This window comes from Sphingobium sp., from assembly GCF_033795625.1.
Classification (GTDB): Bacteria; Pseudomonadota; Alphaproteobacteria; order Sphingomonadales; family Sphingomonadaceae; genus Sphingobium.
This window is the reverse complement of the sequence record NZ_JARYGI010000002.1, coordinates 22,012-35,246: the sequence shown is the minus strand read 5'-3', so window position 1 is coordinate 35,246 and position 13,235 is coordinate 22,012. Positions and strand designations below refer to the sequence as shown.

Genomic DNA, 13,235 nt, shown 5'->3' with positions numbered 1-13,235 from the left:
CGTCAGTCTGCCTTGAGCTTGGCAATGAACGCCTGCGCGGCGGCAGGCGCCCGAACCTTGGCCCCGCTGATGAAATAGACGAAGGCGTCGCCGCCGGCAGCCCATCTGCGTGCCTCATCGGCCCAGCGTTCGATAGCCTCAGGCGCATAGCCTGTCCGTTCCTCCTCGACCGAACGCATGAGACGCGCATATGTGAAATCTGCGGTATCGGCTTCGATCAGGGGATATTCACCGTGGTCCGCCCGCACGATCGCGACATTCGCTTTTTTGGCAAGCGCGACAAAAGCCGGATCGCGAAAGCTTTCGTGACGCACTTCGAGTGCATGGCGGAGGGGAACGCCAGCAACCGCAGACGGCAACAGGGCGATGAAGGCTCCCATGTCCTCCTGGTCGAACACTTTGGTCGGCGCAAATTGCCACAGAATGGGCCCCAGCTTCTCGCCAAGCTCAGCGATGCCCTGATTCACGAACTTCTCGACAGACTCTTCGGCCTCGGCCAGCACCTTGCGATTGGTGCAATATCGCGATGCCTTGAGAGCATAGACGAAACCGTCGGGCGCGGCCTTCGCCCACTGCGCAAAGCTCTTCTCAGTTTGCAGGCGGTAGTAGGTGCCGTTTATCTCGATCGTCGTGAGGTGCGCTGTCGCATAGGCAAGTTCGTCCTTCTGTTTCAGCCCGGGTGGATAGAAGGTTCCACGCCATGGCTCGAACGTCCATCCTCCAATCCCGACGCGGATCATACCCATTGTCTTCCTCATAGCCGTCATGCCTCACACCTACATACATCAACGGTGGCGCGATGACACAGCCACGCTCGCTGTCCAAAAGGATCGGATGTTAACCATAATTCATGGTGAGTTGCTTAGGCGGCGCGGGCTATGAGGGCGCAGGTTGGCGCTGTCTCGAAATCTCACGACTGAAGGATAGCGCTAGTTGCTTGCCTCTGGGGCCAGGCCATTAGGAGAGTCGCAGGACATGTGGTCCAGCATAAATCAACGCCTGAAGCGCCGCTGGTACGAGCACAAGTGTGCGGACATTTACGCGACGCCACCTATCCAGCCGCGCAATGACGGCTTGGCGATCTTCTCGATGATCGGCACGGCGGTGATGACGCCTTACCTCGTTGCAGTAAAATCGCTGCATCATCATCTGAACCGTGGCCGCATTGTCATCATGGACGATGGCACGCTGACGGATCAGGATCGTTTGATCCTGCACACGCATCTGGGCAACCCGCAGATACTTTCGATACGCGATGTCAACGTGGGCGCCTGCCCCAGGGGAGGCACATGGGAACGACTGCTGACGATCCTCGACATGTCCGCAGCCGACTACGTCATCCAATTGGATTCCGACACTGTAACGGTGGGGCCGATTCCGCAGGTCCTGCGAGCCATCGACGAAAACCGGAGCTTCACCCTGCTGGGAGCCGAGACCCAGATCGACAGCATCCTCGATGTCCGTACGTTCACTCAGCAACATTTCCAGGGACGGGCGCCCAGCAAGGAAGATCGCGAAGGCCACATACAGGGCGCCACCGAATCCGTCCTGTGCCAGTTACGCGTGGCCGGGCTCGATCAGCCGTCCTATGTTCGCGGATGCTCCGGGTTCGCCGGGTTCATGCGTGGCGGCGATCGGAGGCTTGCCGAAGCGTTCTCACAAGCGGCCAGTGCGGTTCTGGGCAGTAGAAGATGGGCGGAATGGGGCACCGAGCAAATCACATCCAACTTCGTGATCGCTAATCATGTAGGCGCCAAGGTGTTGCCGCCTGTCTTATACGCGAACTACTGGGGAAGCCCGCTGAACGATGTACGGTTCGTCCATTACATCGGCACCTATCGCTGGCAGGGGTTCACCTATCAGCGCAGCGCTCTGGAGGCTATTCAAGCTCTGAAGAGCGCATGATGCGGCTCCGGGCGTCAGGCCGAAGCCGTGCGTCCGCGGATCAGTAGCGTCAACTCGATTACCGTGGCACGAGAAAAGATCATCAGGATCGTGACATAGGTGGCAAATCCCACCGCCACCAAGATCGCCAACCGGAACAGCGCTGACATCGGCGGCAGGGCGGCCGCGACGGTAAATACGACCAGCGTCATGGGCAAAGCCGATAGCAATGACGGCAAGATTGCCCGCAGGAGATCGCCAAACCGGAGGCCCATCGCGGTTCCAGCAATCCGGATTGTGGCCAGCGTCAATAAAGGCACCCCGAACGCCCAAGCGAGGGCAAGGCCCGTCACGCCATATTTGACACCAATCAGGAACGATGTGGGCATGATTAGCGCTCCCATCGCTGAAATGCTGGCCGTCTTTCGCGGAAGCCCCAGTGCATTGAGCGCGGGGCTGAACAGGACTTGCAGCGCGTAGCAGGGCATGGATGCGGCCAATATCGAAACCAGCGGTGCCATGCCCGCCCAGTTGCAGCCGAAGAGTATCTCTATCAGCGGTTCGGCAACCACCGCCATCCCCAGATAGAGCGGACACGCCACCAGCAGGATCAGCCGTACGGCCCTGCAGAAGGATCGGTTGAGCAGGTCCTTGTCCGACTGCATCCGTGCGTAAGCGGGAAAGGCGACATCGTTCAGAGGCGGAATGAAGCGGGAGACGAAGATCTGCGTCAGGAACAGGGCTTCTGAATAGAGGCCGAGTTCATGCGGACTAAGCACCCGCCCTCCTATCAGGATGTCGGACTGGCTTTGTATCATGATGAGCAATTGGGAGCCCAATATCGACGAACCGAAGGCGATCATCCCGCCCGTCCCCCTGAAGTCGAAACTTGGCCAGACGAAGAACCGCATGGCGATCATGTTGCCGATAGCCTTTACCCAGAACCCGGTGATCGGCGCAAAAACGAGAGTCCATACGCCCCATCCAAGGAGCGCCCCGGTCAGGGAGACAATGGCGGTCACGATGGCGGTCAGGATATTGATCAACGCAGGACGCTTGAAATCAAGGCTTCGTCCGATCGCCACCTCCGGCAGCGAAATGAAGGGCGTCGCCAGATATATCAGCGCTTGCACTCGCAGCAGGTTGGCGACCATGGGCTGGCCGTAGTAATCGGCCGCGTAGCCCGCCAGAACGATCTGTGCCAGCGCAAGCCCTCCGTTCAGCATCAGCATCAGCCCGAAGGCCTGGCGCACTTGCCGGATATCCAAACTAGGTGCCTGTACCAAGGCGCTGATTAGGCCATAGCCACTCATGAAGCTCATGAAGTTCAGCACGACCAGCGTCATGGCGAACAGGCCGTAGTCCGCGGGATCGAGCAGCCGGACGACGATCAACGTCCCGGCCCACGACACGATCTGTGCCAGTATCTGACTGCCAGAGCGCCAGAACACGGCGCTACGGATACGAGAGCCGAAGTTGCTGTCGCGGGAGTCCGCGTCGGTTACATGCTGCATGGCCGCCATGGCTTCACAAGGGCAGCGTTAGTTTTTGCGCCGCGACGAACAGCATGACACTGACCGCTCCCATGGCGATGCTTCGAGGATCGCGTACGGCAAAAGCGACCGGATCGCCATCCACTTCGCCCCTGCGCGCCATCATCCAGATGCGATTGATCCAGTACAGTAGCGGCAGGCAGATGAACCAGAGAAGATGCGGCGTAGCGTAGCTTCGGGCCGTGCCAAGATCGTTTGCGAAAAGAGCGAGCACCAGCACGGACACCATGCCTGCTCCCACGCCTGCCATCATCACGACATCCAGATCACTCGGCACATAGCCTCTGCCATTCAGAAGCCGGTGCGGGTCGATCGCTTCGCGCAGCTCGATATAGCGCTTGAGATAGGCGAGGCTGAGGAACAGGAATATCGAAAAGAGCAGCAGCCAGAATGACAGCGGCACACCAATCGCCACCGCTCCTATCCAGAGCCGCACGGTATAAAGTGCGGCGAGAGCAATGACGTCAGCCACCATCGCCGACTTGATCCGGAACGAATAGGCGCACGTCAGCGCCACATATACGAGCAGCGAAAGCAGTAGAGGCAAGCCCCCGACAATCCAGCCACCGATCAACCCCGCGCCGACGAGAACCAGCGAGAGACCAAGCGCCGCAGGGATCGAGAGATCGCCTCGCGCAATAGGGCGCCGCCACTTGGTCTTGTGCGCCCGGTCTGCATCCAGATCGAGAATATCGTTCAGCAGATAGATGGATGATGCGATGAGCGAGATCAGCAGCATCGCAAGGATCGCTTTCCCGGCGATAGCAGGCGACGAGATCATGCCCGAAGCCAGTGCAGGAACCAGCACGAGGCCATTTTTGGCCCATTGATGCGGTCGGGCAGCTTTCAACGAAGTCTTCCAGGGCGACGCTGGCTTGGTGCCAAGTCGCGTCACTGCCATGTCCCTGGGGCAAATTCCCACAGACCACCCCTGTCGGGCCACGGCCCAAAGACAGCGATCAGCGCGGCTATCGCCGATATAATCGAAAGGTGCACCTTTACCAATCGCATTTCGGATTGCTTCAAGTTTCGCGCGCGACTTGACATTGAACCTGCCCCGCGTGGCGATAACCAGCGGAGAGAGCCCCAGGTGCCTCGCCACTCGCGTAACATTGCGCCAGTGACTGGCGCTGGCGAGGATGACGGGTCGACCTTCCAACTGCGCAGCACCAATGAGATCAAGCACATCTTGCCGATATGGCAGGCGAGCGGGATCGACTGGGCGATACCGAGCGGCCATGGTCTTGGCGACGGCCCGGCCGGAGACCAGCCAGAACAGCAACCAAATGGCATTTGCGAGACTGCTCCGCGCATAGGCAACGAAGCTCTCGATAGAGATATCAGCATGGGTGAGGGTGCCGTCTACATCAACGAACAGAGGCACGACCTCGTCCGCCGCAAGCGCCTTTTCATGCAGCATGGCTATGCGTGCCCTCTTGATATGCCCGCGTATAAGGCCTTCCCGAGCGGTATCGAAGAGCATCCCAAGCATCCATGGCCAAGAGGCATAGGCTGCATTGCTGAGCCTTTGGTTAAAGCCCGACTGATTAAATTCCAAATCGGCGCCCGAGTGGCTTGGGAAAGGAAAAATAAAGCTCCCCCGCTTATGGAGCGGTGAGGCCCCGGCGCCGGTTACTCCGTTTGGAAGGATAGAAGCCCAATGGCTTCCGCACGCGCAACTTGGCAAACCCGTTTACTCTTCGGATGCCTGATCGCTTTGGCCGCATCGCCCGTGCTGTTGTCGAGGGTGCCGGGATTGGCGGATCTCCCCAACCACATTGCGCGTCATCATGTGCTGTATCACTTCGGAAGCGGTGGGCCTCTGGACCGCTTCTTTGAGGTGCAATGGCGCTGGATCGGCAATCTTGGTGTGGATTTGCCGGTCATGGTGTTGATGCGGTGGCTGGACGCGGAGACGGCGACGCGGCTGGTGGTGGCCGTGATCGCTCCGTTGATGGTGGCGACGATTTTGTCGTTGTCCCGCGTGGTGCACGGGCGCGTGAGTGCCGGTGCGATGCTGGCGCTGCCGTTCGCCTTTCATCAAGCCTATCTTTACGGCTTCGTGAATTACTGCCTTGGCGTCGGCCTTGCCCTGATGACACTTGCGGCGTTTCTCAGATGGCCGCCTCGGTCACTGCTATCTTATCTGCTGTTCGCGGTTGCGGCCATTATCGTGTGGACGGCTCATCTGGGCGGGTGGGCGATCTTAGTGGTGGCTGCAGGCTGCGCCGAACTCGTCGGATGGCGATCGTTTAAATCCGTGACCGACAGCATCAGGCGGATGATCCCCCTCACCGCCCCGCTCGTACCGCTTTTGCTATGGCGCGGCGCGTCAAGCGGTCCGGCTTTCGCTTATTTGGATCAGGGTCTGATCTGGGCCAAGGCGATGAACTTCGTAATGGTTCTGAAGGGCTGGTCCCGCTATCCGGACCTTGGGATGACAGCGCTGATCGGCCTGCTGGGCATGATGGCCATTTTTTTGGCCGGACAGCGGCGGTTTGATCTGCGTCTGCTGGCTGGTGGGCTCGCGCTCTGCCTCCTGACGATCATAGTGCCGACGACGGTACTGGGAAGCTGGGGCGCGGATTTCCGCATTGCGCCTGTGGCCGCGATATTGCTGCTCCTGTCGATCACTCCGGCATCCAATCCGAGTCGGGAGCGTCTCTTGTTCGCGGCAGGAGCAGCGCTGTTCGTTACTCGCGCTGTGGGTATCGCAACAAGCTGGAGCCAGGCAAGCACGGTACTGGAACGCCGTCTGACGATCTTGGACGGCGTTCCGCGTGGCAGCCGGATGGGCTTTGTGGCGGTACACTCGAATTGCCGGACACCGTGGACACTCAGCCCCGACCGGAAAATGCCCAGTCTCGCAAGCGTTCGCCGCGACGCCTTTACGAATACGATGTTCAAGGTAGAGGGCGCAGACCTCGTGACCATCCGCAACCCTCACGATCGCGCCGTCTGGTTCGACACTTCCGAGGATGTGGAGGCGCTATGTCCGGCCGGGCTAATGGACCGGCAAGGCCTCATCGAGCGCCTGAACGGAATGGGTCGTGATCGTTTCGACAGCATCTGGATATGGGGCGTTGATCAACGCGAACTTCCCCTTCCGGCGGGCTATCGCATCTGGCGAGCCAATGGCAAGGATGTCCTGATCGGACGCCTCAGCCGCTAATGATCACGCCGTTCGCGCGACCAGCACGCACCCAGCGATAATCAGGCACGCGCCTGCTACCCGCGAAAAGCCGAGCGGCTCGTTGAGGACCAAAGCGCCTGCCAGCATCGTCAGGATGAAACCAAGCCCGACGAAAGGGTAAGCCAGCGACAGTTGCACACGGCCAAGCACGAAAAGCCATAGAAGCGCGCCAACTCCATATAGGCCGAGGCCAAGGATGACCATGGGCGACAGCAGCATGCTCCAAAGCTCGCTGCCTACGCCCGCTACTCTGCCGGTGCGCGCCGCCGTAATGCCGACTTTCAGCGAAAGCTGCACTGCGGCGGAGAGGCCGACGCTCAACAATATGAGCAGGAACAGGCGGATAGGCATCGGAATTCTCTTACCGTTTCCAGACGGCAGATAGCTCCGGAGGCTCAAGAAAGGATGAATGCGTTCGGATTAACGGTGCCGAATGGTGGCAAGATCTAAAGCGAAATGTCCTTCGCATAATCGTGCCGGTGAGAAGCCGACAAAGGCACCAACGCGGGCGAGCGGAATTTACTGGCTCCCGAAGAGGGCAGTGCTTCCTCTATCACCCAGTCGAGCATTTCAGCGCCATTCGACCACTCGCCCAAGTCGGCCGCTGCGTTCGCGGAACCAATCGCGCCGCCATCGAAGCAGTAGCTGCCCCAGAACCGTGCAAGAGCGAGCGCGCCGCCGAAGTCCATGCGCGGGTCGTTGCGGCTGGCGACCACGGCAGAGGGGAAAGGCAGCAACGTCTTGGGCGCTGGTCCGAAGCTCATGAGCCGCAGGTCAGCACCCGCTGAGTCTACGTTCGGCGGCGCTACCAGGAGGGCGCCACTGACGGGGCTGCCATAAGCCGGTCGTTCGAGCGCCGCCCACCATGCCACCGCGATGCAAGCTAGCCCACGCGCGACCAAAATCACGGGTCCGTCTACATGGGATACAGCATGGCTGATCGCCGTAACCCAGCTGTTCCGGTGTGGCCGATCCCATATGCCAAGGTGAACGCGGGACGTGCAGGGCCGGTCGGTTTCCCACCGTGAAAGCCAGTGAGACGGACCAGGCTGTTCCATTCCAGCGAGAGTCAGGATCGTAGGCGAAGTGGACGAAGATCGTTCGTGCATGATGCTGCTCCTCAAGCCGGGATAGTTATCCAACATCATCTCTATTCAAGCAGTAGACAACTCGCATATGATGAACTGTGCTGAAGGCGCGGCGAGTTCTCCTAAGTGCCAGAAGCGCTTGTTTTTTGCATTATCGGGAACAGTATCCCTTTGACCCTTTCAAGGAAAATGCACTTCATGTTCCATCGGGGGTGTGGGTAAGCCAGTGCAACAGAGGCAAACCGAGGCGGCCATGACCGACATACGAGACAACGCAGCAGAGGCCAAGGAAGGGTATTGGGATCTCGACCGGATCGTCGGCGAACTCAGCACGGCGCGCACGCTCTGGCGACAGAGTCAGAAGCGGCATATCGAATATGGTGCAGAGGGCTTTCCCTCACGCGCCAATCTTGCAAAGATCATGGCTTCGCTCTGCGGCGCGCTGTTCCCGCTACGGCTGGGGCCTAGTTTCGTGAGGATCCATAACGAGGATGCCTTCGTCGCAGAGACGTTGCAGACCTCGCTCAGCAGATTATATGGGCAGATCCGACTGGAACTCGGCTACACTGTCCGCGACGTGATGGCAGAGAGCGTCGATGTCGAAGCCGCGCGTATAATTGGGGCTTTTGCAGATAGTCTCCCTGCTCAGCGTGTCCTTCTGGACACCGATGTCGAAGCTGCGTTCGTCGGCGATCCGGCAGCACGTAGCGTTGACGAAGTGCTGATCTGCTATCCCAGCATGCTTGCAATCATCCACCATCGTCTCGCGCATCAGCTTTATCGTCTGGGCGCGCCAGTCGTGGCGCGGATCATTTCGGAAATCGCCCATTCCAAGACAGGAATCGATATTCATCCCGGCGCGACCATCGGCGAAGGCTTCTTCATCGATCACGGTAACGGCGTAGTGATCGGTGAGACGACGATCATCGGCAGCCGCGTGCGCCTGTATCAGGGCGTAACGCTTGGCGCGCGCAGCCTGCCCGTAGACGAGAGCGGCCAGATGCTGAGGGACGTACCCCGCCACCCGATCATAGAGGACGACGTGGTGATCTACGCAGGGGCCACGGTGCTCGGACGGATCATTGTAGGCACTGATTCGGTCATCGGGGGTAATGTATGGCTCACCGAAAGCGTGCCCGCGGGCAGCCATGTGCGTCAGGCCAAAGCCGATCATCAAGTCACCCGCCGAGCCGATTTCTCCGCGCCTCACCGCACGCGGGCGGCGAATGTAGCGGGATAAAGGGGCTAACGTGCATCATGGGTCAGGATGAATAACGTTCGGACCTGCTCAGTTCCCCCCCATAGCTCAGCCTGAGGAGCGACCGCTACAGTCCATACGAGGTAAATATACGCTGGCGCTTTTCCATTTTCCGACATATCTACGCCGACCGCTCACCTTAAGTGAGTCAGGTAATGCCGGCTTAGCACAGTGGTAGTGCAGCGGTTTTGTAAACCGAAGGTCGGGGGTTCAAATCCCTCAGCCGGCACCAACTATAAGATACCTGCCCCTCAGATCTGCGTTTGAAAGTGCATGCCGTGCTCTTCATACGCCACAAACGCGACGTTTCTGCAACCTGCTACTTGGACTTCCGCGCATGACGGCGCGCGACGGGGCAAGCGTCGGCAGCTTGGTAGCCGGCCTGATGCGCAGCCAACGGCCGCGCACCGATCAGCACGTGCGGCGCAACAGCCGCCATGCGAGCGAATTTGAGCGACGGCGCTGGCGGCAGACGAACATGTTCCCTCGATCCGAGCATAACGCCCGCATGTCCGCGCTGGAGCACATCAAGCTATCGACCAAGATGAAGGGCAAGCGCCGCGGCCTGGTCGGCGATGTCGAGATGGAGACATACCGCTACATGCTTCGGCGCCGCGGCAAGCTCGACGGGCGCCTCGACATGGCGATCGATACGATCGCGAAGGACATCCGGCGCGCGCGATCCGCGGTCATCGAAGCGCTGAAGCGGCTGAAGGAACTCGGCTTCGTCGATTGGCTGCGCCGCACGGCGCCAGTCGAGGATCCGGAACCGGGCGGCCAATACGTCCAGCAGATCACGAACGCATACTTCCTCACGCTGCCCCCTAAGGCCGCTGAGCTGCTTCGCCGCATCTTCCGCCGCCCGACCGAGGCGAGCCGCGCTGCTACGCGCCAGCGGGCCGTGCAAGCCGAATTCGAGGCCATGACTCCCGAGGATCAGGCCGCCCAATTTACCGATCCAGAACTTTTTGAGACGCTCGAACGAATGCGCCTTCATTTGTTGGGTGCGAGTCCACCAGACGGTCACAATGGGACCCTGTAGGATTATAGAAGGATAAGGACTGCCTTCGGCAGGCGCTGTTAGCGGCACTCACACGCAAAGATGCAGAATGATGCACCCCTGCCCCAAGTAGCGGCGTCAGGGGACGGAGAGGCTTTGCCTCCCCGCTTGGCTTCCCAGGGGGCCAAGAGGTTGGGATCGCCCTCCCCTCGACGCTCATGCCGCGCCGATCGGGCGGGACGATCCCAATCCGCTAAGTGATGTCGAAATTGCTGATCAGCAACTCCCCTACCCGCTTGCTCCCAGCCGCTGTGGCGGTGCCGATCGTGTAGGTCGTATCCATCTCGAGCATCGAGAAACCGGCAAAGCAGGCGCGCACCCCGGGCGTGTCATTGATCGAGAGCAGGAACTTCCCCGCGGCCCCGGCCAACTGCGCCGCGAGGCGCTCAAAATCGGCGCGCTCGAATACGCCGGCGCCGTAGTCGCCTTCGCAATTCCAATAGGGCGGATCGAGGTAGAACAGCATGCCTGGCCGATCGTATCGTTTGATGAAATCCCCATAGGGCAGCTGCTCGATAACGACGCCGGCGAGGCGATCGTGAATATCGGCCAGCATCGGCTCGAGCTTTGACACATTGAACCGGCCGCCGGCGCGAGTATCGACACCGAAATTCCGGCCGCTGACCTTGCCGCCAAACGCCAGGCGCTGCAGATACAGGAAGCGCGCTGCGCGCTGCAGGTCGGTAAGCAGCCGCGGCTCCATGTTCAGCAGTCGATTGAATTCCGCCCGGCTGGACAGCCGCCACCGCAACATGTCGATCAAATAGGGATAATGTTCCTGGAGCACGCGGAAGAACGTCGCGACGTCCCCGGAGATATCATTGATGATTTCAGCGCGCGGCCGCGCCGATCGGCGCAGGAAGATACCACCCATGCCGACGAAGGGCTCGGCATAACCATCATGCTCGGTTTGATCGATAATGGGGCAGATACGGCGCGCGAGGTTTCGCTTGCCGCCCTGATATCCGGCGGCCGGGCTTACGGGTGAGACGGGTTGAAGCCCGGGTAGTACAGTCACTGTAGAAAAAGTCATGTAAGAACGTGTCCGGAAAAGCGCCCCCGACCGTACCGGCCGGGAGCGAGTATTGATCGAAAGGTCGGGGCTCAGGCCGCAGCCATCATGGCGTCTCGGACGTGGTCAACCTTGAGAGTGCGCCACGCGATCGCCGCAGCCAGGCTGCAAACCCCGTTGCCGGCTGCGCGGGATCGCTCCACCCGGTCGGCCAGCCCATCAGCAGCTCGTGGAACCGCGGGTTGGAGACCAGGCTCGTCATGAAGGAGCCATTCCCACTTTTGAAGCTCACCCGGACCGGGAGCGAAAAGCCCGGCTGGCCTTGGATCGCACCGAGGCCGAGGGCCTTGATCGTCAACCACAACGCCGTCCAGCTCCTCGCTGCCGTCGAGGCCCCGTACTGTCCGCCGCTCTTGTCCGCCACGTCGAACGGCGATCTCAGCCCCATCCGGCCCTCTTCGATCATCAGATCCGGGAAGTAGCCGCCATCGCTCGCTGTCGGCGTGGGCCAGCAGGAAGACCCTGCGTCGAAGATGGCTAGCGCCTGCTTCTCGCGCAGAGAACATGCCCGCCTTTGGTGTGTAGCCCATGGCCCGAAGGCATTCCGCGACCTCGGCAAGTCCCAGACTGATGTGTCCTTCGACGTTCTCGCAGAACACCCATTCGGGTCGGACTTCATCGACGACGCGGGCGACATCAGGCCACAGGTGTCGCGGATCCTCGGCTCCGCGTCTATTGCCGCTGAGGCTGAATGGCTGGCAGGGGTAGCCGGCAGTGACGATATGAACGCGGCCGCGCCAAGGCTTGCCGTTGAACGATTTAAGATCGTCCCAGATAGGCGCTTGTGCCAGGGACGAGTCTTCCATCCGCGCCACGAGAGTTGCTGCCGCATGAGCTTCCCGCTCGACGAAAGCCACAGTCCGATATCCCGGCTCTGCGACGTGCAGGCCAAGATCAAGCCCGCCATATCCGGCACAGAGGGAGAGCCCGCAAATTGGCTCAGATTGGGTACGTAGATCCACAAGGCGATACTCCTCAAAGTCGCTCTCTTGGCGATCGAGGTGGGCTCTGTGGCCTCATGCAATTGAACTGGCCGCAGCGGCGGCACTTGATCTCGATAACTCCTGCGATTGCGCCGGGCTCAGCCTTGAAGAGCAGTGCGCGGCAGCCAGCGCAGCGGATAGCCGCTCTACGGCCGCAATACTGAGGTGCGGAAGCTGTCGTTTCGGATTGTATATCACTGGAAAATTGCAAAGATTGGATTGACGAGTGCATCAGAAATCGCTCCAGAGACCCCGCCCGTATGCGCGGGTGCGGGGCGGCCAGTCGGCCAGCTGTGTCGCGGCGAGGCTCTTGCTCGTCGGTTCCCGGGTTGCTGCCCGGTCACCCCCGCTCCCAGCGCCAGCGGCGCCTGCGGGTTGCTCATTTCTTTCCTGATAATCTTACGCTCAGGCAGTCTCGAATTTGTATCGTTCACAAATGAATGAGCGTTGCTGCACCTATTCTGACGGCAGGTCTGGGCCACGTAGCCTGCGCGGCCTGGATGACGGGTAGAGCAGCTCGCGTATTAATCTGCCCTGTAGCCTCACGAAGCGCGCTCTCGCCAACACTGAACCGAGTCGTGCTTTGATCTTCATGATCGAGACCACTTCGCCTCGCGCGTATTTCCGCATCGTACAAACTCCGCACGCTCGTTTGCAACACGCTGAACGGGAGCATTGTTATGCACGACGTGTGGGAAAGTAAGTAGCGAATATCTCTTAAGGTGAATTCCTAGCTTGCTACTCCGGATCCGTCGGCTCAGCCGAAGCAAAGCAGCCGATCCGATCAACGGATTCTTCGAGCCGCCGCTTGCTACGTTTTATGGCTAGGTCGGATTGCTCTAGAGCAACTTCCGCACGACGTATAAGCTCGCGCAAGCGCTCGATCTTGAATGGGTCAACCATATCAAAGGCTTATCTTCGCCTGCAAACCACACACTAACACAGGTAATTCGAGGTTGGACTCAAGTTCGGCCTAAGCACATTTAATCACGTGCTCGATGCCAGACACGCTGCTAGATATTGCGCCTGAGGGTAGAAGGCGCATCGTGACCAAGGATAGACTAGCTTATATAGCCAAAGTGGCGCTGATCACGGCCTTTGTACTGCTCTGGACGATCGATTTTACGTCGTCAGCGACTGATTG

General features: G+C 59.9%; 12 protein-coding genes, 1 tRNA gene and 1 pseudogene. 5 read left to right on the top strand and 9 right to left on the bottom strand.

Annotation, left to right across the window (positions count from 1 at the left end):
- Positions 1–2: 2 nt before the first annotated feature.
- Entirely contained in the window at positions 3–746 is a 744-nt protein-coding gene (locus tag QHC67_RS01330) for a DUF72 domain-containing protein (RefSeq protein ID WP_319290139.1), read from the bottom strand.
- A 229-nt stretch (positions 747–975) separates the two neighbouring features.
- Here QHC67_RS01330 and QHC67_RS01325 point away from each other — a divergent pair, with 229 nt between their 5' ends.
- Positions 976–1,905, top strand: a complete 930-nt coding sequence (locus tag QHC67_RS01325) for a hypothetical protein (RefSeq protein WP_319290137.1) — start codon at positions 976–978, stop codon at positions 1,903–1,905.
- A gap of 14 nt (positions 1,906–1,919) precedes the next feature.
- Here QHC67_RS01325 and QHC67_RS01320 read toward each other — a convergent pair whose 3' ends face one another.
- Both QHC67_RS01320 and QHC67_RS01315 read right to left on the bottom strand, forming a co-directional pair.
- A complete protein-coding gene (locus QHC67_RS01320; RefSeq protein WP_319290135.1) occupies positions 1,920–3,398 on the bottom strand; it encodes a lipopolysaccharide biosynthesis protein in 1,479 nt (492 codons plus the stop codon).
- A gap of 13 nt (positions 3,399–3,411) precedes the next feature.
- Positions 3,412–4,857, bottom strand: coding sequence for a UbiA family prenyltransferase (locus tag QHC67_RS01315; protein WP_319290132.1), 1,446 nt, complete (start codon positions 4,855–4,857; stop codon positions 3,412–3,414).
- Positions 4,858–5,097: 240 nt separating this feature from the next.
- On the opposite strand from QHC67_RS01315, the gene QHC67_RS01310 reads away from it, so the two are divergent.
- The gene (locus QHC67_RS01310; RefSeq protein ID WP_319290130.1) at positions 5,098–6,609 is read left to right on the top strand and encodes a hypothetical protein; all 1,512 of its coding nucleotides are present in this window, start codon (positions 5,098–5,100) and stop codon (positions 6,607–6,609) included.
- A gap of 3 nt (positions 6,610–6,612) precedes the next feature.
- Here the strand turns inward: QHC67_RS01310 and QHC67_RS01305 are convergent, their stop codons facing one another.
- Positions 6,613–6,981 (bottom strand): EamA family transporter, encoded by a 369-nt coding sequence (locus QHC67_RS01305; RefSeq protein ID WP_319290128.1) that lies wholly within the window; start codon positions 6,979–6,981, stop codon positions 6,613–6,615.
- A 95-nt stretch (positions 6,982–7,076) separates the two neighbouring features.
- Positions 7,077–7,739, bottom strand: a complete 663-nt coding sequence (locus QHC67_RS01300; protein ID WP_319290126.1) for an RBBP9/YdeN family alpha/beta hydrolase — start codon at positions 7,737–7,739, stop codon at positions 7,077–7,079.
- 232 nt (positions 7,740–7,971) lie between these two features.
- Here QHC67_RS01300 and epsC point away from each other — a divergent pair, with 232 nt between their 5' ends.
- From epsC to QHC67_RS01285, 3 genes are all read left to right on the top strand, one after another.
- A complete protein-coding gene (gene epsC, locus QHC67_RS01295; protein WP_319290124.1) occupies positions 7,972–8,958 on the top strand; it encodes a serine O-acetyltransferase EpsC in 987 nt (328 codons plus the stop codon).
- A 175-nt stretch (positions 8,959–9,133) separates the two neighbouring features.
- Positions 9,134–9,208 (top strand) — tRNA-Thr (locus tag QHC67_RS01290).
- Between the two features lie 105 nt (positions 9,209–9,313).
- On the top strand, positions 9,314–10,018 hold the full coding sequence (locus QHC67_RS01285) for a hypothetical protein (protein ID WP_319290122.1): 705 nt from the start codon (positions 9,314–9,316) through the stop codon (positions 10,016–10,018).
- A gap of 211 nt (positions 10,019–10,229) precedes the next feature.
- Here the strand turns inward: QHC67_RS01285 and QHC67_RS01280 are convergent, their stop codons facing one another.
- From QHC67_RS01280 to QHC67_RS19155, 4 genes and pseudogenes are all read right to left on the bottom strand, one after another.
- Complete coding sequence (locus QHC67_RS01280) at positions 10,230–11,069, bottom strand: DNA adenine methylase (RefSeq protein ID WP_319290120.1); 840 nt, start codon at positions 11,067–11,069, stop codon at positions 10,230–10,232.
- An 85-nt stretch (positions 11,070–11,154) separates the two neighbouring features.
- Positions 11,155–11,496, bottom strand: coding sequence for a hypothetical protein (locus tag QHC67_RS01275; protein ID WP_319290118.1), 342 nt, complete (start codon positions 11,494–11,496; stop codon positions 11,155–11,157).
- Between the two features lie 37 nt (positions 11,497–11,533).
- Positions 11,534–12,070, bottom strand: a pseudogene (locus QHC67_RS19160) (DNA cytosine methyltransferase); the annotation flags it as partial.
- A gap of 13 nt (positions 12,071–12,083) precedes the next feature.
- A complete protein-coding gene (locus QHC67_RS19155; RefSeq protein ID WP_413818466.1) occupies positions 12,084–12,323 on the bottom strand; it encodes a Com family DNA-binding transcriptional regulator in 240 nt (79 codons plus the stop codon).
- Between the last annotated feature and the right edge of the window lie 912 nt (positions 12,324–13,235).

Excerpts from the sequence above, each read along its gene's own strand:
- QHC67_RS01280 (WP_319290120.1), bottom strand. The coding sequence starts at position 11,069 with ATGACTTTTTCTACAGTGACTGTACTACCCGGGCTTCAACCCGTCTCA.
- QHC67_RS01285 (WP_319290122.1), top strand. The coding sequence starts at position 9,314 with ATGACGGCGCGCGACGGGGCAAGCGTCGGCAGCTTGGTAGCCGGCCTG.
- QHC67_RS01310 (WP_319290130.1), top strand. The coding sequence starts at position 5,098 with ATGGCTTCCGCACGCGCAACTTGGCAAACCCGTTTACTCTTCGGATGC.
- QHC67_RS01320 (WP_319290135.1), bottom strand. The coding sequence starts at position 3,398 with ATGCAGCATGTAACCGACGCGGACTCCCGCGACAGCAACTTCGGCTCT.
- QHC67_RS01300 (WP_319290126.1), bottom strand. The coding sequence starts at position 7,739 with ATGCACGAACGATCTTCGTCCACTTCGCCTACGATCCTGACTCTCGCT.
- QHC67_RS19155 (WP_413818466.1), bottom strand. The coding sequence starts at position 12,323 with ATGCACTCGTCAATCCAATCTTTGCAATTTTCCAGTGATATACAATCC.
- QHC67_RS01325 (WP_319290137.1), top strand. The coding sequence starts at position 976 with ATGTGGTCCAGCATAAATCAACGCCTGAAGCGCCGCTGGTACGAGCAC.
- QHC67_RS01275 (WP_319290118.1), bottom strand. The coding sequence starts at position 11,496 with ATGGGGCTGAGATCGCCGTTCGACGTGGCGGACAAGAGCGGCGGACAG.
- QHC67_RS01330 (WP_319290139.1), bottom strand. The coding sequence starts at position 746 with ATGGGTATGATCCGCGTCGGGATTGGAGGATGGACGTTCGAGCCATGG.
- epsC (WP_319290124.1), top strand. The coding sequence starts at position 7,972 with ATGACCGACATACGAGACAACGCAGCAGAGGCCAAGGAAGGGTATTGG.
- QHC67_RS01305 (WP_319290128.1), bottom strand. The coding sequence starts at position 6,981 with ATGCCTATCCGCCTGTTCCTGCTCATATTGTTGAGCGTCGGCCTCTCC.
- QHC67_RS01315 (WP_319290132.1), bottom strand. The coding sequence starts at position 4,857 with ATGCTGCATGAAAAGGCGCTTGCGGCGGACGAGGTCGTGCCTCTGTTC.